Here is a 23,009-nt window from a genome sequence, read left to right on the forward strand (position 1 = left end):
GTCTCGGCTGCCGACACGCTGAACTTGCGCCGCAGCTCGGCCACGACGAGAAGAAAAACAGACCGCTTCTGTTTGAGTGATCGCACCCCAAGCTCCGGGCCCAGCAGCACGTCGAACTCGAGCCAGCGGACCTGCATCGGCGGGCCGGGATCGGAGTGGGCGTGGTGTCCGGCGACCGGGGCCACGCCGTCGACGTGCTCGACGCCGCCGAACGCCTGGTGGCCGCGCATCCCGAATTCGAGCTGCTGTCGGTGCGGCGGGGACTGCACCACAGTGACGACTGAACGGCTACCCGTCGCGGCCCTCGCGTTTGCGGCCCAGTGGCGCGGGCGCGACGGCGCCGGGCGCGAGCCGGCGCGTGAAGATCAGGAAGGCGGTGTGCCCGCGCATCGAGTGCTGCGGGCGAACGGCAAGGCCGACGACGTTCCAGCCGCGCTGCAGCGTCTCCCACGACCGGGGCTCGGTCCAGCACTGCTGGGCCCGCAGTGCCTCGACGGTCCGCGACAGCTGGGTGACGGTGGCCACGTAGATCATCAGCACGCCGCCGGGGATGAGGAGCCGCGCCGCCGCGTCGAGCACCTCCCACGGCGCGAGCATGTCGAGCACGGCCCGGTCGAAGGAGCCGTCGGGCAGGTCGGAGTCCGCGAGGTCGCTGACGAGCAGCTCCCAGTTGTCGGGAAGCCCGTCGCCATGAACGCTGTAAAAGTTGGTCACGTTGCGGCGGGCATGCTCGGCGTGGTCGGCGCGCTGCTCGTACGAGACCACCCGGCCCTCGGGCCCGACGGCGCGCAGCAGCGAGCAGGTCAGCGCCCCGGATCCGGCCCCGGCCTCCAGCACCCGCGCGCCCGGGAAGATGTCGCCCTCGTGCACGATCTGGGCGGCGTCCTTGGGGTAGATCACCTGCGGGCCGCGGGGCATCGACATCACGTAGTCGATGAGCAGGGGGCGCAGCGCCAGGAACTGCGCGCCGCTGCTGGACTTGACGACGCTGCCCTGCTCCAGCCCGATGAGGGTGTCGTGTGCGATCGATCCGCGATGGGTGTGAAACTCGACGCCCGGGGTGAGGCACATCGTGTAATGCCGGCCCTTGGCGTCGGTGAGCTGGACCCGCTCGCCAGCGGTGAACGGGCCGGTTGCGGACACGCGGTCCAGCGTGCCAGCCGACTCGCCGCAACCGGTGCTTGGGGGTTGTCGCCGCCCGGTCCTAGGCTGCGGTTCATGACGGACCAGCCGGACGGACGCGCACCGGCGAGACCGGCTTCGAGACCGGCTTCGAGACCGGCACTGTCACCGTCGCGGGCGGCGGACTTCAAGCAGTGCCCGCTGCTGTACCGGTTCCGGGCGATCGACCGGCTGCCCGAGGCGCCGTCGACGGCGCAGCTGCGCGGATCGCTGGTGCACGCGGCCCTGGAACAGCTCTACGGCCTGCCGGCCGGGATGCGCGGGCCCGACGCGGCGGGCTCGCTGGTGGAACCCGCCTGGGATCGGGTGATCGCCGCCGAACCCGACCTGGCCGGCGGCGTCGGCCCCGAGGCGCGAGCCCAGTTGCTGGCGGAGGCCCGCGAGCTGCTCGCCGGCTACTACCGGCTGGAAGACCCGACCCGGTTCGACCCGCAGTCCTGCGAGGAGCGTGTGGAGGTAGAGCTCGCCGACGGCACGCTGTTGCGCGGCTTCATCGACCGGATCGACGTCGCGGCCACCGGCGAGGTGCGGGTGGTCGACTACAAGACCGGCAAGGCGCCGCCGGCCGCGCGGGCGCTGGCCGAGTTCAAGGCGATGTTTCAGATGAAGTTCTATGCGGTGGCGCTGCTGCGTTCCCGCGGTGTGCTGCCCACCCGGTTGCGGATCATCTATCTGGCCGACGGCCAGGTGCTGGACTACGCGCCCGACCATGACGAGCTGCTGCGCTTCGAGAAGACGCTGATGGCGATCTGGCGCGCCATCCAATCCGCCGCGCCGACGGGCGATTTCCGCGCCAACCCGTCCCGGCTGTGCGAGTGGTGCGCCCACCGGCAACACTGCCCGACGTTCGGCGGAACGCCACCGCCCTACCCCGGATGGCCGGATGTCGCCGTCGCACAAGGCATTTCGCATCCCACCGAACCGGCGGCATGATCGGCTGCCGTTATTCGAGCGGCGACATCTCCTGCAGCATCGTGGGAATCAACTCGCTGACGGTGGGATGGATGTGCATGGTGCGCGACAGGGTCGTGTACGGCGCTTTGGCGGACATGACGTCCAGGATGGCGTGGATCGCCTCGTCGCCGCCGACGCCCAGGATGGCCGCGCCCAGAATCTCGTCGGTGTCGGCGTCCACCACCACCTTCATGAAGCCTTGTGTCTCACCCTTTTCCACGGCTCTGCCCACCCGGGTCATCGGCCGCTTGCCCACCAGCGCCTTGCGGCCCGAGGCGCGGACCTGGCTCACGCTCATCCCGGCACGCCCCAGCGGGGGGTCGATGTAGAGCGCGTAGGTGGTGATGCGGTCACTCACCCGGCGGGGGTCATTGTCCAGCAGATTGGCGGCCACGATCTCGAAATCGTTGTACGAGGTGTGGGTGAAGGCGCCCCTGCCGTTGCAGTCGCCCATCGCCCAGATGTGCTCGACGCTGGTCTTGAGCTGGTCGTCGACCACGATGTAGCCGCGGGCGTCGGTGCGCACGCCGGCCGCCTCGAGGCCGAGGTCGTCGGTGTTGGGCTGCCGGCCCACCGCCACCAGCAGGTGGCTCCCGGCGATGGGCACGGCACCGGCGCGGGGGGTGAGCTCAAAACCTGTGCTGGTCTTGCGGATTCGGACGTCGTCGGCGCCGACGACGATGTCGATCCCCTCGGCCTCCAGGATCTCTTTGACGGTGGCGGAGACGTCCTCGTCTTCGCGGGACGCCAGGCGCGGCCCGCGTTCGACCACGGTCACCCGGGCCCCGAAGCGCCGGTACATCTGCGCGAATTCCAGCGCGATGTAGCTGCCGCCGAGGATCACGAGATGGTCTGGCAGGGTGTCGAGTTCGAGGATCGACACGTTGGTGAGGTACTCGACGTCGGACAGCCCCGGGACGTCGGGCACCACCGCGCGGCCACCGACGTTGAGGAAGATCCGGTCGGCGCGCAGCAGGTCGCCGTCCACGCTGACGGTGTGCGGGTCTTCGAAACGGGCATGACCACGAACGACGGTGCAGCCGTCCATGCCCTCCAACCAGCTCTCGACGCCCTTGCGGTCGGCGAGCATGATGTCGTCTTTGCGCGCCTTGACTTTCGCCATGTCCACGCTGACCGACCCGGTTCCCACGCCGTATTCGGCCCCGCGCCGGGCCAGGTGGGCGGCGTGCGCGCTGGCCACCAGGGTCTTGGTCGGGATGCACCCGGTGTTGACGCAGGTGCCGCCGATGAGCTTGCGCTCGACGATGGCGACACGCTGCCCGGCCGCGGTCAGCCGCCCCGCGAGCGGAGGGCCGGCCTGCCCGGCCCCGACGATGATCGCGTCGAAATGCGTTGTCACTTAACCGCCGACAGCAGATACTCGGTCAGCACGTGGCCCGTCATCGCGACGACGGCGAACCCGCCCAGGATCGCGACCGCGTCCTCGAGCAGCGCGATCGGCAGGTCCCTGCCGGCCACGGCGGCCAGCCGCTTGCGCGCCTGGTAGCCGCCGAGGGTGCCGAGCACCGCGCCGATGACGCCCGCGCCGAGCGCCGAAAAGGTCCAGTGCGGCCAGGCGCCCAGCGCCGCGCCCGCCAACCCGCCCGTGATGATCCGGGCCGCGAAGATCGGCGGCGCGGTGCGGGCCGGCGTCTTGGGCAGCTTGTCGTTGACCAGCTCGCCCACGGCCAGAACGGAGAACACGACGACCGCGATGACGTTGCCCAGCCACGACGCCCAGGTGCCGTGCAGGTCGATCCAGCCGAGGTAGGCGCCCCAGGCGACCACCGCGGGGGCCGTCAGCGAGCGCAACCCGGCGACGACACCGATCAGCAAAGCCAGCAGCAGAATTAGCGCGTGTGTCACGAAGATCCTCCCGGGGACTCGACATTCCGGCAACGGTAGGGATGACGGCCCATGGAGATAAAACGGGCGTCAGTTTTCTAGCAGCCCTTAGGCGCACGCTAACACAGCCGCAACCACGGCACCGGGTCAGAACCGGCAGAACCTGATGTCGGACGCCAGGATCGCCTTGGCCCCGATGGCTGCGAGTTCGTCCATGATCTCGTTGACGCCGCGCCGCGGCACCAGGGCGCGGATGGCCACCCAGTCCGGATCGGCGAGCGGGGCGATGGTCGGTGACTCCAGTCCCGGGGTGATCGACGTGGCCTTGTCCAGAACCGAACGCGGGCAGTCGTAATCGAGCATCAGGTATTGCTGGCCGAACACCACACCCTGGACCCTGGCGACCAGTTGATCGCGGGCGGCCGCCGCCGCGCCGTGCCCGTCGTGATCGGCGCGCTCGATCAGCACCGCCTCCGAGTCGCACAGCGGCTCGCCGAAGGCCGCCAGGTCGTGCAGGCTCAGGGTCCGCCCGGACCCCACCACGTCGGCGATGGCGTCGGCCACACCGAGCTGCACCGAGATCTCCACGGCACCGTCGAGCCTGATGACCGTGGCCTCAATCCCCTTCTCTGCCAAGTCTTTTCGGACCAGGTTCGGATAAGCGGTGGCGATCCGCTTGCCGGCCAGGTCGGCAACGGTCCAGTCCCGCCCGGCCGGGCCGGCGTACCGAAAGCTCGACGACCCGAAACCCAGCGCCAGGCGTTCGCGCACCGGCGCGTCGGAATCGAGCACCAGGTCCCGCCCGGTGATGCCGAAATCCAGCTCTCCCGAACCGACGTAGATGGCAATGTCCTTGGGCCGCAAGAAAAAGAACTCGACCTGGTTGACCGGGTCGATGACGGTGAGGTCCTTGGAGTCGGTGCGGCGCCGGTACCCGGCCTCGGCCAGGATCTCGCTGGCCGGCTCGCTCAGCGTGCCCTTGTTGGGCACCGCAACCCTTAAGAAAGGCCCCTGCATGCTCACAGCTTCCGGTAGACGTCGTCGAGGGACAGCCCGCGGGCGATCATCAGCACCTGGGTCCAGTACAGCAACTGGCTGATCTCCTCGGCCAGCGCGTCGTCGGATTCGTGCTCGGCGGCCAGCCACACCTCGCCGGCCTCCTCCAGGATCTTCTTGCCCAGCCCGTGCACGCCGCCGTCCAGGGCAGCGACGGTGCCGCTGCCGGCCGGCCGCGTGCGGGCGCGCTCGCCGAGTTCGGCGAACAGATCCTCGAAGGTCTTCACGGCCAGCGATTGTTCCATGCGCCGACGAGCGAAGTCACCTGGGTTTCGGCGCGCACGCTCGCGACGGGCTCAGTCCTCGGGGTTGTAGCCGAGGTTGGGGGCGAGCCAGCGCTCGGCTTCGGCCAGGGTCCAGCCCTTGCGCCTCGCGTAGTCGGCGACCTGGTCCTGGGCCATCCGGCCGACCACGAAGTACTGCGATTGCGGGTGCGAGAAGTACCAGCCGCTGACGGCGGCACCGGGCCACATCGCCATCGACTCGGTCAACTCGATGCCGGTCCGCTCCTTGACGTCCATCAGCTTCCAGAGCGTCACCTTCTCGGTGTGGTCCGGGCAGGCCGGGTAGCCGGGGGCCGGGCGGATTCCCACATACTTCTCGTCGATGAGCGCCTCGTTGTCCAGCTGCTCGTCGGGCTGGAATCCCCAGAACTCCTTGCGGACCCGTTGGTGCATCCGTTCGGCGAAAGCCTCCGCCAGCCGGTCCGCGATCGACTCCAGCAGGATCGCGCTGTAGTCGTCCAGGGCCGCCTTGAACTCCGCGATCTTCTCCTGGCTGCCGAGCCCCGCGGTGACGGCGAAGGCGCCGACGTAGTCGGCCAGACCGGTGGCCTTGGGCGCGATGTAGTCGCCCAGCGACCGGTTGGGGATGCCGTCCCGGTGCTCGCCCTGCTGGCGCAGGTTGTGCAACGTGGTCAGCCGCTCGGAACGGGTGTCGTCGGTGTACACCTCGATGTCGTCACCGACCGCGTTCGCCGGAAAGAACCCGATCACCCCGTTGGCGGTCAGCCACTTCTCCTTGATCAGGGTGTCGAGCATCTCCTGGGCGTCGTCGTAGAGCTTGCGGGCGGCCTCGCCCGAGGTGGGGTTGTTGAGGATGTCGGGGAATCTGCCCTTCATCTCCCAGGCGTTGAAGAACGGCTGCCAGTCGATGTACTCGCGCAGCTCGGCGAGGTCATAGTCGTGAAATTCCCGCAGCCCGAGACCCTGGGCGGGCACGGGCGGCGTGTAGCCGTCCCACTCGATCGGCGTCCGGTTCGCGCGGGCCTTCTCCAGCGTCAGCGTCGGCCGCTCGTTCTTCTGGGCGTGCCGTTCGCGCAAGGACGCGTAGTCCTTCTCGGTCGCCTCCAGCAGGGCGGGACGCTGCTTGTCGTCGAGCAACGCGGCCGCGACCGGCACCGAGCGGGACGCGTCCTTGACCCAGACGACCGGACCGCTGCGACGCGGCGCCACCTTCACCGCGGTGTGCGCGCGCGAGGTGGTCGCGCCGCCGATCAGCAGCGGGATTTCCAGCCCCTCGCGTTCCATCTCGGCGGCGAAGTTGACCATCTCGTCCAGCGACGGGGTGATCAGCCCGGACAGCCCGATGATGTCGGCGTCGTGCTCCTTCGCCGCGCTCAAGATCTTCTCGGCCGGCACCATCACGCCGAGGTCGATCACCTCGAAGTTGTTGCACTGCAGCACGACCCCGACGATGTTCTTGCCGATGTCGTGGACGTCGCCCTTCACGGTCGCCATGATGATCGTGCCGTTGGTGTCCTTGGCGGCGGCAGTGCCGTTCTGCTCCTTCTCCGCCTCGATGAACGGCAGCAGGTACGCGACGGCCTTCTTCATCACCCGGGCCGACTTCACGACCTGGGGCAGGAACATCTTGCCCGAGCCGAAGAGGTCGCCGACGACGTTCATGCCGTCCATCAGCGGGCCCTCGATCACCTCGATCGGGCGCCCGCCCGCGGCGGCGATCTCGGCCCGCAACTCCTCGGTGTCGGCGTCGACGTGGGCGTCGATGCCCTTCACCAACGCGTGCGTGATCCGCTCGCGGACCGGGAGGCCGCGCCACTCGGCGGTCGCCGGACCCTCGCTCTCCTCCGACTTGTTGAACCGTTCGGCGATCTCCAGCAGCCGTTCGGCCGCGTCCTCGCGACGGTTGAGGACGACGTCCTCGATCCGCTCCCGCAGTTCGGGGTCGATCGAGTCGTAGGGCACCAGCGCGCCGGCGTTGACGATGCCCATGTCCAGGCCGGCCTTGATGGCGTGGTACAGGAACACGGCGTGGATCGCCTCGCGGACAGGGTTGTTGCCCCGGAACGAGAACGAGACGTTCGAGATGCCGCCGGAGATGTGCACCCCGGGCAGGTTCTCCTTGATCCAGGCGCAGGCCTCGATGAAGTCGATCCCGTAGGTTGCGTGCTCCTCGATACCGGTCGCGAGCGCGAAGCAGTTGGGGTCGAAGATGATGTCCTCGGGCGGGAAGCCGACCTCTTCGGTCAGGATCCGGTAGGCGCGACCGCAGATCTGTTTGCGGCGCTCGAGGTTGTCGGCCTGGCCCTGTTCGTCGAAGGCCATCACGACGACGGCGGCGCCGTACTTCCGGCACAGCCGCGCCTCGCGGACGAACTTCTCCTCGCCCTCCTTCAGGGAGATCGAGTTGACGATCGGCTTGCCCTGGGTGTTCTTCAGGCCCGCCTCGATGACCTCGAACTTGGAGGAGTCGATCATCACCGGCACGCGGCTGATGTCCGGCTCGGCCGCGATCAGCTTCGTGAACCGGTCCATCGCGGCGACACCGTCGATCATGCCCTCGTCCATGTTGATGTCGATGACCTGCGCACCGACCTCGACCTGCTGCAGGGCCACCGACAGCGCGCTGTCGTAATCCTCGGCCTTGATCAGGTTGCGGAATCGGGCCGAGCCGGTGATGTTGGTGCGCTCCCCGATGTTGACGAACAGCGAGTCCTCGGTGATGTTGAGCGGCTCCAGGCCCGAGAGCCGGGTGGCCACCGGAATCTGGGGCACCACGCGCGGCGGCTTGCCCTCGACGACCTTGGCGATCTCGGCGATGTGCGGCGGCGCGGTCCCGCAGCAGCCACCGACCAGGTTGACCAGACCGGCCTCGGCGAAGTCGGCGATGTAGCTCGCCTGGCGCTCGGGGGACTCGTCGTATTCACCGAAGGCGTTGGGCAGGCCGGCGTTCGGGTAGCAGGACACGAAGGTGTCGGCGATCCGCGACACCTCGGCGATGTAGGGCCTCATCTCCGGCGCGCCCAGCGCGCAGTTGAGGCCCACCGCAAGCGGCTTCGCATGCCTGATCGAGTTCCAGAACGCCTCGGTGACCTGACCGGACAACGTCCGCCCGGACGCGTCGGTGATGGTGCCCGAGATGATGACCGGCCAGCGGCGTCCGCGCTCCTCGAACAGCGTCTCAACGGCGAACACCGCCGCCTTGGCGTTGAGCGAGTCGAAGATCGTCTCGATGATGAGGAGGTCGGCCCCGCCGTCGACCAGGCCGTTGGCGGCTTCCAGGTAGGCGGCGACCAGCTGGTCGTAGGAGACGTTGCGGGCTCCGGGGTCGTTGACGTCGGGCGAGATCGACGCGGTCCGCGTCGTCGGCCCGATCGCGCCGGCGACGTAGCGGGGCTTCTCCGGGGTGCTGTACTCGTCGGCGGCCTTGCGGGCCAGGGCGGCACCCGCGTAGTTCAGCTCGTAGGCCAGGTCCGTCATGTCGTAGTCGGAGAGCGAGATCGCGTTCGCGTTGAACGTGTTGGTCTCGAGGATGTCGGCGCCCGCCTCGAGGTACTCGCGGTGGATCCCGTCGATGATCTGCGGCTGCGTCAGGTTGAGCAGGTCATTGTTGCCCTGCAGAGCGGTCGGCCACTCCGTGAACCGGTCGCCACGGTAGCCGGCCTCGTCCGGCCGGTCGCGCTGGATCGCCGTGCCCATCGCGCCGTCGATCACCATGATCCGCTCGCGCAGAGCCGCGGTCAGCTCCTCGGTGCAGTCGGGGCGGATGTTCGGTGCGAAGTCTGTCGCGGTGTCTGATTCAGCGCCGTTCACGTACGTCCTTCCGTAGCGGAAGGCGTCCTTGACTCTGCCGAGCGTGGCGGATACCAGGGGCCCAGGACCCCCGAAAATATCCGTTGCAACGCCTCTCGACCAGGAAAGTCTACGTCGTCACCCGATCGACGTCTGGACGCCCAACTCATCGCCGCGATCGACAGGGCGCGGATCCCGTCGGCGATGGGTAGTTACCAAGGTTAACCAGTTTGCAGGCGAGCGTATTTCGTCGCAGTCACGCCACGAGGATAGTCGTCCTATGCAATACGCCCAGGGGCTGACAGGTTTCTGCCAGGCCAGCCTCGCGGAACGGCGCAGGCGGTTTGCGGCAGGCCGTACGCTGATTCTGTGACATTGCCGGATCGTGGCCCGGAAGCCGCTGCGCTGCCCGAACTGCACAACACCATCGTCGTGGCGGCGTTCGAGGGCTGGAACGACGCCGGCGACGCGGCCAGCGACGCGCTCGAGCACCTGGACGCCATCTGGGAGGCCGACCCGATCGTGGAGATCGACGACGAGGCCTACTACGACTACCAGGTGAATCGGCCGGTCATCCGGCAGATCGACGGGGTGACGCGGGAGCTGGTGTGGCCCGCGATGCGGATCACGCACTGCCGCCCCCCGGGCAGCGACCGCGACGTCGTGTTGATGCACGGCGTGGAGCCCAACATGCGCTGGCGCACGTTCTGCGCCGAGTTGCTGGCCATCGCCGACAAGCTCAACGTCGACACCGTCGTCATCCTCGGCGCCCTGCTGGCCGACACGCCCCACACCCGGCCGGTCCCGGTCTCGGGCGCGGCGTACTCCCCCGAATCGGCGAAACGCTTCGGCCTCGAGGAGACCCGCTACGAGGGCCCGACCGGCATCGCCGGGGTGTTCCAGGACGCCTGCGTGGCCGCCGGCATCCCCGCGGTGACGTTCTGGGCCGCGGTGCCGCATTACGTGTCCAACCCGCCGAACCCGAAGGCGACGGTGGCGCTGCTGCGCCGCGTGGAGGACGTCCTCGACATCGAGGTACCGCTGGGTGACCTGCCGGCGCAGGCCGAGGAGTGGGAGCAGGCGATCACCGAGATGGCCGCCGAGGACGAGGACCTGGCCGAGTACGTGTCGTCGCTGGAGCAGCGCGGCGACGCCGAGGTCGACATGAACGAGGCCCTCGGCAAGATCGACGGCGACGCGCTGGCCGCCGAGTTCGAGCGCTACCTACGCCGCCGGCGCAAGTAGCTCCGGTGATCGCGCGGCGGGTCGCCACCATCGAGCTATAGCCGCACTCCCAGCAGCGCGTCGACCGCGGTCGCCACCGACGCCGGCGCCCCGGCGTCGTGGCCGCCGTACTCCAGCGCGTCGGTGGCCCAACCATCCAGTGCGGCAAGGGCTTTCGGCGTGTCGAGGTCGTCGGCCAGGTAGCGGCGCACCCGGGCGATGGCGTCGGCAGCGTCGGGGCCGGCGGGTAGGGCGGTCGCCGCGCGCCAGCGCCGCAGCCGGGCGGTCGCCTCGTCGAGCACCTGTCGGCTCCAGAACCGGTCGGCGCGGTAGTGCCCGGCCAGCAGGCCCAGCCGGATGGCCGCGGGCTCAACGCCTTTCGCCCGCAGATCCGACACCAGCACCAGGTTGCCGCGGCTCTTGGACATCTTGTGCCCGTCCCAGCCGATCATCCCGGCGTGCACGTAGTGCCGGGCGAATCGCCGCTCCCCGCGGACGCATTCGGCGTGGGCGGCCGTGAATTCGTGGTGCGGGAAGATCAGGTCGCTGCCCCCGCCCTGGATGTCCAGTCCGCTGCCGATGCGGCTGAGCGCGATCGCGGCGCACTCGACGTGCCAACCGGGACGGCCGTCCCCGAACGGTGACGGCCAGCTGGGCTCGCCCGGCCGCGCGGCGCGCCACAGCAGGGCGTCGAGCTCGTCGGTCTTGCCGGGGCGGCGCGGGTCACCGCCGCGCTCGGCGAACAGCGCCAGCATGGTGTCGCGGTCATATCCCGACTCGTAGCCGAACTGCGGGGTCGCATCCGCCCGGTAGTAGACGTCCGGGTACTCGCCGTCCAGGACGTACGCGGCGCCCGACGCCAGCATCTTCTCGACGAGTTCGACCACTTCGGCGATCGCCTCCGTCGCCCCGACATACTCCCGGGGCGGCAGGATCCGCAGCGCCGTCATGTCCTCCCGGAACAGGGCGACCTCACGGTCGCCCAGCTCGCGCCAGTCGACGCCGTCGCGCTCGGCGCGCTCCAGCAGGGGGTCGTCGATGTCGGTGACGTTCTGCACGTAGTGCACCTCGTGACCCAGGTCCAGCCATTGCCGGTACACGAGATCGAAGGCCAGGTAGGTGGCCGCGTGGCCCAGGTGGGTGGCGTCGTAGGGCGTGATCCCGCAGACATACATGGTGGCTTTCGACCCGGCCGCCACGGGACGCACCTGCCGGTCGGAGGTGTCATACAGCCGCAACTCGGGACCGCGCCCCGGCACCACCGGGACCTGTGCGGAAGACCACGACTGCATAACGTCGACTCTAAACGCGGGCGAGATCAGCGAAATTCCTGGCGGATGGCGCCGAGCAGGATCGGCGCCAGCTCCGCGCGGCACATGATGAAGTCGGGTAGGTACGGGTCGAGCTGGTTGTAGCGCAGCGGCGAGCCGTCCAGCCGCGAGGCGTGCATGCCGGCGGCCATCAGCACCCCGGCCGGGGCCGCCGAGTCCCACTCCCACTGCCCGCCCGCGTGCACGTAGGCGTCCACGTCGCCGTCGATGACGGCCATCGCCTTCGCGCCCGCCGAGCCGATCGCGACCGGTTGGATGTGCAGCGTCTGGCGCATGCGGTACAGCACGGCGGGCGGCCGGGTCGCGCTGACCGCGATGCGGATGGTTCCCGGGACGCCGACGCGCGCCCCGTCGGCGGTCACGGTGTCGCTGCGGTACACCGTGTTGCCGCGGGCCGGCAGGGAGACCGCCGCGTCGGTGATCTCGCGCTGCCCGTCGGTGGGGCGCTGCCACAACGCGATGTGGACCGCCCAGTCGTCGCGGCCCGGCGTGGAGAACTCGCGGGTGCCGTCCAGCGGGTCGACGATCCACACCCGGTCGTGATTCACCCGGGACAGATCGTCGTATGCCTCCTCGCTGAGCACCGCGTCACCCGGCCGCTCGGCCCGCAGCCGCCGCAGGATCAACGCGTTCGCCAGGCTGTCGCCCGCGTCGCCCAGCGCCCAGGGATGGCCGAAACCGATCTCCTCGCGCACCTTCAGCAGCAGCTCCCCCGCATCCGCGGCGAGCTCGGCGGCCAGCGCGGCATCGGTCAGGTCGTCCGCGCCGTTGGTCACCGGCTCAGTATCGCCGACGACGAGCCCGCATCTAAAAAGCCGGCCACGGAATCGGGCGATGGCGGTTGGGCGTGGGCATGATCGGATTGTCCAGCAGTGCGAGCGCGCGACCGCGCAGCGCCGCGATCTCGGCCCGGGTGATGTGTCCGGCCAGTTCGTCGCAGAACGAGCCGGTGAGGGCCTCGGCGAGGCCGGCGATCGCCTCGCACGTGTCGTCGTCGATCGGCTTGCCCGCCCATCCCCACAACACCGTGCGCAGCTTGTTCTCCACGTGCAGGCTCACCCCGTGATCGACGCCGTAAACGTGGCCCTCGAGGTCGCGCAGGACGTGGCCACCCTTGCGGTCGGCGTTGTTGATCAGGACGTCGAACACCGCCATCCGCCACAACCGGATGTCGTCGGCGTGCACCAGGACGACCTCGTCGCCGGCGTAGTCGTAGGCCCGCAGCACCGGCAGGTAGCCCGGCTGCACCTTGTTGGCGGGAAACAGGTCGACCAGGTCAGGGCCGGGCGGCGGGTCGGAGTCGGCCGCGTCGCCGGCCTGCTCCACCCACAGTTGCAGCATGCCCGGACCCGCCGGCCCGTGCCGAATGATGGTGTGGGGCACGATGTTCCAGCCCAACTGCACCGACACCAGGTACGCCCCGAGTTCGCGGCCGGCCAGGGTCCCGTCCGGGAAATCCCACAGCGGCGCCTCGCCGGAGACCGGTTTGTAGACGCAGTGCACGCTGGCCTCGCCGAGCGTCGACTCGCACAGGAAGGTGGCGTTGCTGGCGGAGCGGATGCGTCCGAGGACCGTCAGCTCGCCGTCCCGCAGCACCTCCCGCTCGTGCGCCTCGTTATTCCTCGGCGTCATCGTCGGGCCCGAGAAGCGCGCTGCGCTTGTAGCCGTTGGTGCGCGCGCAGATGTGGCCCTCGGGGTCCAGCGGTTCGTCGCACAGCGGGCACGGCGGACGGCCGGCCGAGATGACGCGGTTGGAGCGGGTGGCGAACTGGCGTGCCGACTCCGGAGTCAGGAACACCCGGACGGCGTCGGGCCCCTCCTCGGTGTCGTCGAGAACCACCGATGCGTCGAACTCCGCGTCGGTGACGGCCAGCAACTCGACCACCACCGTCTGCGCCTCCGAGTCCCAGCCGAGGCCCATGGTCCCGACCCGAAACTCCGCGTCGACGGGGGTGATCAACGGGTTGAGGTCGTCGACCTCGGCGGGCTCGGGAGGAACGGGCGTGCCGAACCTGCGATTCACCTCGAGCAGCAGCGCGCCGATGCGTTCGGCGAGCACCGCCACTTGTTGCTTCTCCAGCACCACCGACACCACCCGCGAATCGCCCACCGCCTGGATGTAAAAGGTGCGGTTTCCGGGCTGACCAACGGTCCCGGCCACGAAGCGGTCGGGCGTGCGGAAGACGTGAATTGCGCGGGCCATGGCACCTCCAAAATACCGGCTGTTGCCGCCGCCGTGCGATCCGATTGCCCCGCTCCCCCTGATTTCAAGCGGATTCACGCGTGATCAGTCCGTGGAGCCGCCGACCACGGCGTCGCTCGACGGCACCGCCCCGTTCGGCTCGGTCCGCGCTTCGCCCTTCGAGTCGTCGTGAACTTCATCACCCTTGGATTCGTCCCTGGGTGGCGGCCCGGCCCGCAGCGCCGCGGACAGCCGCGAGCCGGTGTGGTTGACATGCAACACGAACGGCCGCAGGGGTGTGTAGCGGATCACCGTCACCGACCCCGGGTCGGCGGTGACGCGCTGGAAGCCGTCCAGGTGCATGCCGTAGGCGTCGGCGACGACGGCCTTGATGACGTCGCCGTGGGTGCAGGCCACCCACAGCGCGTCGCCGCCGTGCTGTTCGGCCAGCAGTCGGTCGTGCCCACGGACGGCCGCCACGGCACGCGCCTGCACCTGCGCCAACCCCTCCCCGCCGGGAAACACCGCCGCGCTGGGGTGCGCCTGGACGACCCGCCACAACGGCTCGTTGGTCAGCTCACCGATTTTGCGGCCGGTCCAGTCGCCGTAGTCCACCTCGGCGAGCTGGTCGTCGATCAGCGGTTTGAGGCACAGCGCGTCGGCGAGCGGCTCGACGGTGCGCAGGCAACGCAGCAACGGCGAACTGACCACTGCACGGATCGGCAGGTCGCCGATGCGGTCGATGAGCCCGGCGGCCTGCTCGCGGCCCTTGTCGTCCAGGTCGACGCCCTCGGAACGGCCGGCCAGCACGCCCGCGGTGTTCGAGGTGGATCGGCCGTGCCGCAGCAGGATGACGGTCACGACGACGACCGTACAGGGATGGCCGCGCTTGCGATCGCCACGAGCACGATAGTGGCGACCCGCAGCGCCCGGCTACGCCGCGCTTGCGATCGCCACGAGCACGATGGTGGCGACCCGCAGCGCCCGGCTAGTGGGAGATCGGCACCGCGTGCGCGACGGAATCCCGCACCGCGGCCGTCAGGCTGCGCTCGTCGGTGAGATCGATGTCGACCAGTCCGCGGACCGCCCTGGCCACCACGTCCTCGGCCTGCGGAACGGGACCCACCAGGCGCGGCCGGTAAATTTCGACGACGAGGGACCAATGCTCGATGTGGAAGGAAAAACTGCGCCCATCACCGACCTGTCCGTACCCGCTGGCAAAGATTCCCGTCGAGATGTCCTCGACAGCAAACTCTGTCTCCGCGGTAGGCCGGTCAACGATGACGGTCATGACGCGACCATACCTCTCCAGTCCGACCCGATGTAGGCAACATGGCCATATTGGATGCGAAACCGTTCCCTAAAATTTGACGTTCATGTAGATGACGCGAAGGAAAATTATTGCTGTCACGGCGTAAAGGCGAAAGACGCGCAGTTCAAAACCGCTTGACTGGCCTGCGGCTTTTGCTGGTGGTGATCGCGGGAAGCGCGGGTTGTGCAGCGAATCCTTTCCACAGCGAGCCGCCGACCATCGAACCGGCCCAGCCCGCGGTGTCTCCGCCGCCATCCCGACAGCCGGCCGGCGCGGTGCGTCCGCTGGGCGGTCACGCGGCGGCGGCAATCTTCGACGGCGCGACCCGGCAACTGGCCGTCCTGGCCGCCGGCGCCGACCCGACCGCGCCGGCCACCCTCACCGAGTTCGGCGATCCCGGGGTCGCGCCGCGGGTGATCGACCTGCCGGGTCCGGCGAGCGCGCTGACCGGCGACGGCCGCGGCACCGCCTACCTCCCCACCCGGGGCGGCTACCTCACGGTCGACCTGGCCGCGGGCCGCGCAGCACAGGTGCCGGTCGTGGGGGCCCCTGAGGCCGAGTTCACCGCGATCGCGCAGCGCGCCGACGGCAAGCTGGTGCTGGGCAGCGCCGACGGGGCCGTGTACACCCTCGCCTCCCCCGCGCCGGACACGGCGAAGAGCGCGACCATCGCCAGCCGGAACAAAATCTTCGCCCGCGTGGACGCGCTTGCCGCACAAGGGAATACGACGGTAGTTCTCGACCGCGGCCAGACCTCGGTGACGACGATCGGGCCCGACGGGCACGCCGAGCAGGCGCTGCGGGCCGGCGAGGGCGCGACGACCATGGCCACCGATCCGCTCGGCCGGGTCCTCGTCGCGGACACCCGCGGCGGCCAACTGCTGGTGTACGGTGTCGACCCGCTGATCCTGCGCCAGGCCTATCCGGTGCGGCAGTCCCCGTACGGCCTGGCCGGTTCGCGCGGGCTCGCGTGGGTGTCCCAGACCGCCGCGAACGTCGTCATTGGTTACGATCTGTCAACCGGAATTCCCGTCGAAAGGGTGCGATACCCAACCGTGCAGCAACCGAACTCACTGGCTTTTGACGAAGCGTCGGGCACCTTGTACGTGGTGTCGGGGTCGGGTGCGGGCGTCCAGGTGATCGAGCACGCGGCGGGCCCGCGGTGACCGCGCCCCGGTGGAGCCGGCTGCCGGAGGGCTGGGCCGCGGAGATGTCGGATGACTACGAGTGGATACCGCTGCGACTGCCGCCGGAGGTCACCCGGCTCAGCGCGTCCATCCGGCTGTCGATCGAGGCCGAGTATCGCGGCTGGGAGCTGACGCGAGTGCGCCTCTACAACGACGGTAGTCGTCGGGTTTTGTTGCGCCGCAAGAAGTCTCGCCTCGAAAGCGCGCGGCCTGAGCAGCCGGGTTTGTGATGTACCGGCTGACCCGCCGGCTGTTGTTCCTGGTCCCGCCCGAGCGCATCCACCTGCTGGTCTTCGCGATCCTGCGCGGCCTCACCAGGGTCGCCGTGGCGCGGCGGCTGCTGCACCGGCGGCTCGGCCCGAACGATCCCGTGCTGGCCAGCACGGTGTTCGGCGTGCGCTTTCCCGGACCGCTGGGGCTGGCCGCCGGCTTCGACAAGGACGGCCTGGGGCTGCTCACCTGGGGTGCGCTGGGTTTCGGGTACGCGGAGGTCGGCACGGTCACGGCGCGGCCGCAGCCCGGCAACCCTGCCCCCCGCCTGTTCCGGCTGCCCGCCGACCGGGCACTGCTGAATCGGATGGGCTTCAACAATCGCGGTGCAGGCGCGCTGGCGATCGAACTCGCCCACCATCGGCCGGAGGTGCCGATCGGGGTCAACATCGGCAAGACGAAGACAACGCCGGCCGCCGACGCCGTCAGCGACTACCGGGCCAGCGCCCGGCTGGTCGCCCCGCTGGCGGCGTATCTGGTGGTCAACGTCAGCTCGCCCAACACGCCGGGGCTGCGCGACCTGCAGGCGGTGGCGTCGCTGCGGCCCATCCTGGAGGGAGTCGTTGCCGAGACGTCCACACCGGTCCTGGTGAAGATCGCGCCCGACCTCTCCGACTCCGACGTCGACGACATTGCGGACCTGGCCGTCGAACTGGGCCTGGCCGGCATCGTCGCCACCAACACCACCGTGTCGCGCGAAGGCCTGTTCACCCCCGGCGTCGAAAAGCTCGGCGCCGGCGGCATTTCCGGGCCGCCGGTGGCGCACAGGGCCCTCGAGGTGCTGCGCCGGCTCTACGGCCGGGTCGGCGACCGCCTGGTCTTGATCAGCGTCGGCGGCATCGAGACGGCCGACGACGCCTGGGAGCGGATCACCGCGGGCGCCTCGCTGCTGCAGGGCTACACCGGCTTCGTCTACGGAGGGGGCTTGTGGCCCAAGCACATTCACGACGGCATCGCGCGGCGCTTGCACGACGGCGGGTTCGCCTCGCTGCGCGACGCGGTCGGGTCGGCAGCCGGTGACCCGGACAAACCGCCGGGTAGACCCGGCCGGCTTGGGGGATCGGGATAGGCGCTTGTTGCGCATATGTCGATTAATTCGATTGATTGCCTTGAGAATCCAGGGTTGTGCATCTGTAGAACAAGCTGTTAGAAACAGGAGAACGCCCGCTTTCTTCGTCACGATTTCGTTCAGCATCGTGACCGGTGCGACCTAGCTTTCTCATGGGGATCGTCTTCGAGGGGAGACCACGATGTCCGTTGTAGTTGCTGCTCCGGAGGCGTTGGGGGCGGTCGCCGGCGATCTGGCAGGCATCGGTTGCGCACTGCGAGAGGCCACCGCCGCGGCAGCGGGCCAGACGACCGCAATCACCTCCGCTGCCGCCGACGACGTGTCGCTCGCAATCTCTGACGTGTTCGGCACGTACGGGCGGCAATTCCAAACGATGAGCGCTCAGGCGGCGGCATTCCACAACGAGTTTGTGAGCCTGTTGAACGGCAGCGCGGCGGCCTACCTCAGCACCGAAATCGCCAACGCCGAGCAGGCCATGATCGGCGGCTCCACCCCCGGCGGCGCCGCCGCGTCCACGCCGCTCCTCGGCGGGCTGCTCGGCCTGGGCGGCTCGAGCGGCAGTGGCGGCCTGCTCGGTGGCTTGCTCGGCGGCGGCTCGGGCGGAGGGGGCCTGCTCGGCGGGCTGGACGGACTCCTCGGCCTGGGCACCGGAGGGGGCGGGCTGCTCGGCGGATTGGGCAGCGGGTTGAGCCAGATCCTGGGCCCGTTCAACAGCATCGGGACCCAATTCGCCAACGGCCTGGGGTCGCTGGTTTTCAACCCCGCGATCCTCAACGCCGTACCGACCCTGAGCGACCTCGTCGGGCCGATAAACCTCGGCAACCTGACCCCGGGCTTGAGCCTCACCTCGGGGCCCCTTGGCGCCTTGTTGGGCCCGACCCTCAACGGCGTCGGACTGGACCTGGGCAACTTCGTGTCCAACGAACTGGTCAACGGGATAACACTGACCAACCTTGTCGGAACCGCGACCGGGCTCTTGCAGGACGTGCCGCTACTCCAGGGGCTTCAACCGCTGCTGAACCCGTTGCTGCCGGCGCTCTTCGGACCGATGCCGTCAGGCGCGGCTCCCTACCCCAACCCGTACACCGTCCTGTTCGACAACACGGCGCTGAACCTGAACCTGATGGGCGCCCAATTCGCGAGCCATCCCTTCCCGATCCTGAACCAGGTTGTCATCAACCAGAATCACTACGCGCAGATCTTCTCGAGCGGGGTCCTGACCGACCTGGAGGTTTTCCCCGCGAACGTGCCGGCGAACATCCAACTCGCCCTGCAAGGCGCGTCCACCTTCAACCCGGGCGCCATCGGAGGCGACTTCGTCAACGGCACGACCGGCTTCTGGGGGACGGTCGGCTCGTCGCTGAACAAGATGGGCTCGGATCTTCAGCAGACGATTCCCATTGCCGGCAAGGACATCGCGATGGCCGGCCAAGCGGTACAGGCGGGCGATTACTACGGCGCGGTGCAGGACGCGGCGCATGCCCCTATCGATCTCTTCATCACGGGATTCGACACCAGCCACTTGACCGTCGGCGGCAGCATCACCAGCCTCCTCCCGCCCAGCTTCGCCGTCAGTATCGCCGGTCCGGTCGGATTGGAGGGTCCGGCCGCCGAGTTGCTGCCCATCCTGACCGCCCTGGGACAACAGCCGGTAGGCCTTGCGAGCCTGGTCCCGCACACGTCGATCCCCGGAATGATGTTGGGCAACTTCGCAAACGCGGTCGACACCCTCGTCAACGCGAACGTCACCGCGAACTTCGCGCTGACCATCACCGGCCTGCCGCCGGCCGGCACGCTGGCCGGCACCGCCATCTTCGGGCTGCCGTTGCAGCTGGGCTTCGCGATACTGGGCCCACCGTTTGCCATGGCGAACGGAATCGCCCAGGGCGCAACGGCCTTCGGCGCCGCTGCGCAGGCCGGCAACGTCCTGGGAATGCTCAACGCGGTCGGTGATATGCCCGCCTACGCGATGAACGGCTTCCTCAACGGCCAACTCCTGGTGGATCTGCCGCTGCCGATGACGGTGTCGACACCGTTGCTGGGCTCCCTCACGTTGCCGGCCGTCGCCCACGTCCCCTTCGACGGGCTTCTCACGCCGCCCGAACCGCTGACGGTCACCATCCCCGCCGGCGTCGCGGGCATCACCGTTCCCATCAATGCCACCCTGGGCGGCACGGAATTCGGGGGTCTCTTCCCGACGCTGATGAACACGATTTCGGAAGCGATAGCCGGGGCGATCACCCCCACCGGTTAGCCAAGACCCGGCCTTTCGTTGTAGTCGCTTCGCCGCATGCCGTGGATTAGTCTTTCCGAAGCCACGGGCAGCCGAGGGATCGAAGGGTATGAGACACCAGACCTATCTCATCGCCTCCACTCCTCGCTCGGGTAGTTCGTTCCTTGCCGCCGGCCTCGTCGCGACCGGAGTCGCCGGGCGGCCCGAAGAGTACTTCGCGGCCGAACACGTGGGGGCGTACAAGGAGGATCTGAAGCTACCGCAAGACTGCTCGTGGCCCGAGTATCTGGCGACGGTCATGGCGTACGCGGCGACGGAGAACGGGGTTCGGGGCGTCAAGATTCATTGGCGGGATGTCGTCTCGCTGGCAGGAGCCCTGGGTTTTCCTGACGATCCGGTGGGCGTTCTCGAGATGCTTTTCCCGACAGCGGTTTTCGTCAACATCGTGCGCGCCGATCGGCGCGCGCAGGCCCTCTCGCTGTTTCGCGCCGAGGCGACCGGCGAGTGGTTCCGTTCCGCCGGTGCGTCGACGCGGGAATGGGGGCTCTACCTGGCCCGGCCCACCCCCGGCGGGGCCGTGGTCGATCTCACCGGCGTCGCGCCGACGCGCGAGCAGATCGTCGAGATCGAACGCGGCCTCGATGCCGAACAGGCGGCGTGGACCGCCTACTTCCGCACCCGGGCTCGCAAGGTCCTGACGGTCCGATATGAAGATCTCGACGCGAACTACCGCGACGAGATCGCCAGGGTCTTGCGGTTCCTCGGCGCCGATCCCGCGCACGCCGCTCGCCTGCCCGAACCCCCGCTCGAGCGTCAGGCCGACCACATCAACGAACACTGGCGCCGGCTGGTCGACCGGGAGGAGCACCGCGAAAGTGCAACTGCCGACACGTTTCCCGAGTGAAACCTTCGCAGTTGCACTTTCGACGAACGAGCGAGCTATTTCTGTTCGTGCGTGCCGTAGATGTACGCGCGCGCGATCGCGTGCTGGAACAGGTTGAAACCGAGGAAAGCGGGGCTGGCGTCCTCGGGCAGGTCGAGTTTATCGACGTCCACGGCGTGCACCGCGACGTAGTACCGGTGCGGACCGTGGCCGGGAGGCGGCGCGGCGCCGACGTACCGGCGCATGCCGGCGTCGTTGACCAGGGTCAGCGCGCCGCCCGGCAGCTCGCTGCCGTCGCCGGCGTTGTCGGGCAGCTCGGTGACGTCGGCGGGCAGGTTGGCCACCGCCCAGTGCCAGAACCCGGACAGCGTCGGGGCGTCCGGGTCGTAGACGGTGACCGCGAAGCTGCGGGTGCCCTCGGGAAAACCCGACCAGCTCAGCTGCGGGCTGACGTCCTCTCCCCCGGCGCCCATGATCCCGCTGACTTGCGGGGTCGCCAGCGGCTGGCCGTTGGTGATCGAGGTCGACTCCAGGCTGAACGACGGCAGCTTGGGCAGCGCGTCATACGGGTCGGGCGGCAGGCTCATGGGCGATCCTCTCGTGTCGTGTTCACTAGCAGTGTGTCAGGAAGTGCGCCAGCACCTCGGTGCCGAACCTCAACGCATCGACGGGTACCCGCTCGTCGACGCCGTGGAACAGCGCGCTGAAATCAAGATCCGGCGGCAACCGCAGCGGGCTGAAGCCAAAACAACGAATACCCAAGCGCGCGAAGGCTTTCGCGTCGGTACCACCGGACATCATGTAGGGCACCGTGCGGCTGTCCGGGTCGAGCGCCAACACCGCGGCGTTCATCGCGTCGACCAAATCGCCGTCGAAGCTGGTCTCATACGACTCGAAATCCCTGATCCATTCCCGGGTCACGTTGGGACCGATCAGCTCGTCGACCTCGGCCTCGAACGCGGCCTTGCGGCCCGGGAGGATGCGGCAGTCCACCACCGCCTCGGCCGACCCCGGGATGACGTTGGCCTTGTAGCCGGCCTTGAGCATGGTGGGGTTGGCGGTGTCGTGCAGCACGGCTTTGAGCATGCGGGCCGTCGGGCCGAGCTTCTCGATCGCCCCCGCCAGATCACCGGACTCGACGTCGAACGTCAGCCCGGTCTCCTCGCTGACCGCAGCCAGGAACTGCGCGACGGTGTCGGTCACCACAAGCGGGAACTGGTGCCGGCCCAGGCGGGCGACCGCCTCGGCGACGGCGGTGACCGCGTTGCGGTCGTGCACCATCGAACCGTGCCCGGCCGTGCCCCGGGCGGTCAGCCGCATCCACGACAGCCCCTTCTCGGCCGTCTCGATCAGGTACAGCCGGCGTTCGCCCCCGTCGCGGCGCGGCACGGTCAGCGAGAAGCCCCCCACCTCCCCGATCGCCTCGGTGACACCCGCGAACAGCTCGGGCCGATTGCGGACCAGCCACTGGGCCCCGTAGTGGCCGCCGTGCTCCTCGTCGGCGACGAACGCGAACACCAGATCGCGGGGCGGCACGATGCCGGCCCGCTTCAGCTGCCGGGCGACCACGATCATCATCCCGACCATGTCCTTCATGTCGACCGCGCCGCGGCCCCAGACGAAACCGTCCCGGATGGCGCCGGAAAACGGGTGCACCGTCCAGTCGGCCGGCTCGGCCGGCACCACGTCGAGATGCCCATGGATCAGCAGGGCGCCGCGCGAGCTGTCCGCGCCGCGCAGGCGCGCGATCACGTTGCCCCGGCCGGGCGCGCCGGATTCGACGTATTGCGGCAGGTAGCCGACCTCTTGCAGCTGCTCGGCGACCCACTGGGCGCACGCGGCCTCGCCTTGCGTGGTCTCGGGTTCGCCGGTATTGGTGGTATCGAACCGGATCAACCGGCTGACCACCTCGACCACATCATCGCCGGGATGGGTTTGGTCGACGGCGCCAGGCTCAACGGTCACAACCACCTTTCCTACCACTGCGCGGTCCGCCGGGCTCGGGCTCGCGGCGGCGGCGAGCTGGGTTGGGTCTGCGCGGGCCGATCCGATAGCCTTAGCTGCCAACTCTCGTTGGTCTTGTCCGAGTGGCGGAATGGCAGACGCGCTAGCTTGAGGTGCTAGTGCCCTACTAATGGGCGTGGGGGTTCAAGTCCCCCCTCGGACACATTGTGATGTCGCGAGACATCGAGGACAGATGTCTCGCGACATAGTGAACACCCTCAGTTGTTGGCTGGGGGTGTTTTG

Annotated in this window: 22 protein-coding genes, 1 tRNA gene, 1 pseudogene and 1 riboswitch; of the genes and pseudogenes, 9 read left to right on the plus strand and 15 right to left on the minus strand. The window is 69.0% G+C overall.

All coding sequences use genetic code 11. The annotated features are described in order from the left end of the window. Positions 1 to 185: DUF503 family protein (locus A5705_RS27125; RefSeq protein WP_231982405.1), on the minus strand; the 185-nt coding region annotated here is incomplete at its 3' end. Between A5705_RS27125 and A5705_RS27130 the strand changes: the two are divergent. Then, a pseudogene (locus A5705_RS27130) lies at positions 129 to 284 on the plus strand (DUF503 family protein); the annotation flags it as partial. The gene A5705_RS27125 and the pseudogene A5705_RS27130 sit on opposite strands and share 57 nt — an antisense overlap. Positions 285 to 288: 4 nt before the next feature. On the opposite strand, the gene trmI reads toward A5705_RS27130, so the two are convergent. Further along, on the minus strand, positions 289 to 1,143 hold the full coding sequence (trmI, locus tag A5705_RS10900) for a tRNA (adenine(58)-N(1))-methyltransferase TrmI (protein WP_068277421.1): 855 nt from the start codon (positions 1,141 to 1,143) through the stop codon (positions 289 to 291). Between the two features lie 75 nt (positions 1,144 to 1,218). Here trmI and A5705_RS10905 point away from each other — a divergent pair, with 75 nt between their 5' ends. Further along, positions 1,219 to 2,115: a RecB family exonuclease gene (locus A5705_RS10905; protein ID WP_068277423.1), complete on the plus strand. Its 897-nt coding sequence runs from the start codon at positions 1,219 to 1,221 to the stop codon at positions 2,113 to 2,115. Between the two features lie 10 nt (positions 2,116 to 2,125). On the opposite strand, the gene A5705_RS10910 is transcribed toward A5705_RS10905, so the two are convergent. The 5 genes from A5705_RS10910 to metH all read right to left on the minus strand — a co-directional run bounded on the left by A5705_RS10910 (position 2,126) and on the right by metH (position 8,996). Beyond that, positions 2,126 to 3,496 (minus strand): FAD-containing oxidoreductase, encoded by a 1,371-nt coding sequence (locus tag A5705_RS10910; protein WP_068277427.1) that lies wholly within the window; start codon positions 3,494 to 3,496, stop codon positions 2,126 to 2,128. Continuing rightward, positions 3,493 to 4,002, minus strand: a complete 510-nt coding sequence (locus A5705_RS10915; RefSeq protein WP_068277430.1) for a DUF4126 domain-containing protein — start codon at positions 4,000 to 4,002, stop codon at positions 3,493 to 3,495. The genes A5705_RS10910 and A5705_RS10915 overlap by 4 nt, the downstream gene beginning before the upstream one ends. A 126-nt stretch (positions 4,003 to 4,128) precedes the next feature. Continuing rightward, positions 4,129 to 4,998, minus strand: a complete 870-nt coding sequence (gene hisG / locus A5705_RS10920) for an ATP phosphoribosyltransferase (RefSeq protein WP_067875329.1) — start codon at positions 4,996 to 4,998, stop codon at positions 4,129 to 4,131. Between the two features lie 2 nt (positions 4,999 to 5,000). Next, complete coding sequence (locus tag A5705_RS10925; protein WP_067875332.1) at positions 5,001 to 5,282, minus strand: phosphoribosyl-ATP diphosphatase; 282 nt, start codon at positions 5,280 to 5,282, stop codon at positions 5,001 to 5,003. Positions 5,283 to 5,333: 51 nt separating this feature from the next. Next, the gene (gene metH, locus A5705_RS10930; RefSeq protein ID WP_231982406.1) at positions 5,334 to 8,996 is read right to left on the minus strand and encodes a methionine synthase; all 3,663 of its coding nucleotides are present in this window, start codon (positions 8,994 to 8,996) and stop codon (positions 5,334 to 5,336) included. Positions 8,997 to 9,072: 76 nt separating this feature from the next. Beyond that, positions 9,073 to 9,195: riboswitch (S-adenosyl-L-homocysteine riboswitch) on the minus strand. A gap of 245 nt (positions 9,196 to 9,440) precedes the next feature. Here metH and A5705_RS10935 point away from each other — a divergent pair. Next, positions 9,441 to 10,316 (plus strand): PAC2 family protein, encoded by an 876-nt coding sequence (locus A5705_RS10935; protein ID WP_082956415.1) that lies wholly within the window; start codon positions 9,441 to 9,443, stop codon positions 10,314 to 10,316. 35 nt (positions 10,317 to 10,351) lie between these two features. On the opposite strand, the gene mshC is transcribed toward A5705_RS10935, so the two are convergent. The 6 genes from mshC to A5705_RS10965 all read right to left on the minus strand — a co-directional run bounded on the left by mshC (position 10,352) and on the right by A5705_RS10965 (position 15,099). After that, positions 10,352 to 11,587, minus strand: a complete 1,236-nt coding sequence (gene mshC / locus A5705_RS10940) for a cysteine--1-D-myo-inosityl 2-amino-2-deoxy-alpha-D-glucopyranoside ligase (protein ID WP_068277433.1) — start codon at positions 11,585 to 11,587, stop codon at positions 10,352 to 10,354. Between the two features lie 26 nt (positions 11,588 to 11,613). Then, complete coding sequence (locus A5705_RS10945) at positions 11,614 to 12,402, minus strand: 3'(2'),5'-bisphosphate nucleotidase CysQ (protein WP_068277436.1); 789 nt, start codon at positions 12,400 to 12,402, stop codon at positions 11,614 to 11,616. 31 nt (positions 12,403 to 12,433) lie between these two features. Beyond that, a complete protein-coding gene (locus A5705_RS10950) occupies positions 12,434 to 13,258 on the minus strand; it encodes an SCO1664 family protein (RefSeq protein WP_068277441.1) in 825 nt (274 codons plus the stop codon). After that, the gene (locus A5705_RS10955; protein WP_067875345.1) at positions 13,242 to 13,829 is read right to left on the minus strand and encodes a DUF3090 domain-containing protein; all 588 of its coding nucleotides are present in this window, start codon (positions 13,827 to 13,829) and stop codon (positions 13,242 to 13,244) included. Before A5705_RS10955 ends, A5705_RS10950 begins: the two co-directional genes overlap by 17 nt. A gap of 84 nt (positions 13,830 to 13,913) precedes the next feature. Further along, on the minus strand, positions 13,914 to 14,669 hold the full coding sequence (locus tag A5705_RS10960) for a histidine phosphatase family protein (RefSeq protein ID WP_068277443.1): 756 nt from the start codon (positions 14,667 to 14,669) through the stop codon (positions 13,914 to 13,916). 127 nt (positions 14,670 to 14,796) lie between these two features. Next, positions 14,797 to 15,099 carry a hypothetical protein gene (locus A5705_RS10965; protein ID WP_067875351.1) on the minus strand — a complete coding sequence of 101 codons (303 nt, stop codon included), beginning with the start codon at positions 15,097 to 15,099 and terminating at the stop codon, positions 14,797 to 14,799. Between the two features lie 110 nt (positions 15,100 to 15,209). On the opposite strand from A5705_RS10965, the gene A5705_RS10970 reads away from it, so the two are divergent. The 5 genes from A5705_RS10970 (at position 15,210) to A5705_RS10990 (ending at position 20,783) form a co-directional block, all read left to right on the plus strand. After that, positions 15,210 to 16,286 (plus strand): hypothetical protein, encoded by a 1,077-nt coding sequence (locus A5705_RS10970; protein WP_369829595.1) that lies wholly within the window; start codon positions 15,210 to 15,212, stop codon positions 16,284 to 16,286. Further along, complete coding sequence (locus tag A5705_RS10975; protein WP_067875354.1) at positions 16,283 to 16,537, plus strand: DUF5703 family protein; 255 nt, start codon at positions 16,283 to 16,285, stop codon at positions 16,535 to 16,537. Before A5705_RS10970 ends, A5705_RS10975 begins: the two co-directional genes overlap by 4 nt. Further along, a complete protein-coding gene (locus A5705_RS10980) occupies positions 16,537 to 17,646 on the plus strand; it encodes a quinone-dependent dihydroorotate dehydrogenase (RefSeq protein ID WP_068277445.1) in 1,110 nt (369 codons plus the stop codon). Before A5705_RS10975 ends, A5705_RS10980 begins: the two co-directional genes overlap by 1 nt. 181 nt (positions 17,647 to 17,827) lie before the next feature. Then, complete coding sequence (locus tag A5705_RS28490; protein ID WP_068277447.1) at positions 17,828 to 19,900, plus strand: PE family protein; 2,073 nt, start codon at positions 17,828 to 17,830, stop codon at positions 19,898 to 19,900. 88 nt (positions 19,901 to 19,988) lie between these two features. After that, a complete protein-coding gene (locus A5705_RS10990; RefSeq protein WP_067875366.1) occupies positions 19,989 to 20,783 on the plus strand; it encodes a Stf0 family sulfotransferase in 795 nt (264 codons plus the stop codon). A 35-nt stretch (positions 20,784 to 20,818) separates the two neighbouring features. Here A5705_RS10990 and A5705_RS10995 read toward each other — a convergent pair whose 3' ends face one another. Then, positions 20,819 to 21,349, minus strand: a complete 531-nt coding sequence (locus tag A5705_RS10995) for a YbhB/YbcL family Raf kinase inhibitor-like protein (protein WP_067875369.1) — start codon at positions 21,347 to 21,349, stop codon at positions 20,819 to 20,821. Positions 21,350 to 21,374: 25 nt separating this feature from the next. Continuing rightward, positions 21,375 to 22,727 carry a M20/M25/M40 family metallo-hydrolase gene (locus A5705_RS11000; protein WP_067875373.1) on the minus strand — a complete coding sequence of 451 codons (1,353 nt, stop codon included), beginning with the start codon at positions 22,725 to 22,727 and terminating at the stop codon, positions 21,375 to 21,377. A gap of 116 nt (positions 22,728 to 22,843) precedes the next feature. On the opposite strand from A5705_RS11000, the gene A5705_RS11005 reads away from it, so the two are divergent. Next, a tRNA-Leu gene (locus A5705_RS11005) sits at positions 22,844 to 22,929 on the plus strand. Positions 22,930 to 23,009 lie beyond the last annotated feature (80 nt).

It is taken from the genome of Mycobacterium sp. E787 (genome assembly GCF_001668725.1).
Taxonomy (GTDB): domain Bacteria; phylum Actinomycetota; class Actinomycetes; order Mycobacteriales; family Mycobacteriaceae; genus Mycobacterium.

Coding starts and splice junctions, on each gene's coding strand:
- A5705_RS10905 (WP_068277423.1), top strand. CDS start 1,219: ATGACGGACCAGCCGGACGGACGCGCACCGGCGAGACCGGCTTCGAGA.
- A5705_RS28490 (WP_068277447.1), top strand. CDS start 17,828: ATGTCCGTTGTAGTTGCTGCTCCGGAGGCGTTGGGGGCGGTCGCCGGC.
- A5705_RS10965 (WP_067875351.1), bottom strand. CDS start 15,099: ATGACCGTCATCGTTGACCGGCCTACCGCGGAGACAGAGTTTGCTGTC.
- mshC (WP_068277433.1), bottom strand. CDS start 11,587: ATGCAGTCGTGGTCTTCCGCACAGGTCCCGGTGGTGCCGGGGCGCGGT.
- A5705_RS10990 (WP_067875366.1), top strand. CDS start 19,989: ATGAGACACCAGACCTATCTCATCGCCTCCACTCCTCGCTCGGGTAGT.
- metH (WP_231982406.1), bottom strand. CDS start 8,996: ATGGTGATCGACGGCGCGATGGGCACGGCGATCCAGCGCGACCGGCCG.
- A5705_RS10995 (WP_067875369.1), bottom strand. CDS start 21,349: ATGAGCCTGCCGCCCGACCCGTATGACGCGCTGCCCAAGCTGCCGTCG.
- A5705_RS10950 (WP_068277441.1), bottom strand. CDS start 13,258: ATGACGCCGAGGAATAACGAGGCGCACGAGCGGGAGGTGCTGCGGGAC.
- A5705_RS10955 (WP_067875345.1), bottom strand. CDS start 13,829: ATGGCCCGCGCAATTCACGTCTTCCGCACGCCCGACCGCTTCGTGGCC.
- A5705_RS10925 (WP_067875332.1), bottom strand. CDS start 5,282: ATGGAACAATCGCTGGCCGTGAAGACCTTCGAGGATCTGTTCGCCGAA.
- hisG (WP_067875329.1), bottom strand. CDS start 4,998: ATGCAGGGGCCTTTCTTAAGGGTTGCGGTGCCCAACAAGGGCACGCTG.
- A5705_RS10980 (WP_068277445.1), top strand. CDS start 16,537: ATGTACCGGCTGACCCGCCGGCTGTTGTTCCTGGTCCCGCCCGAGCGC.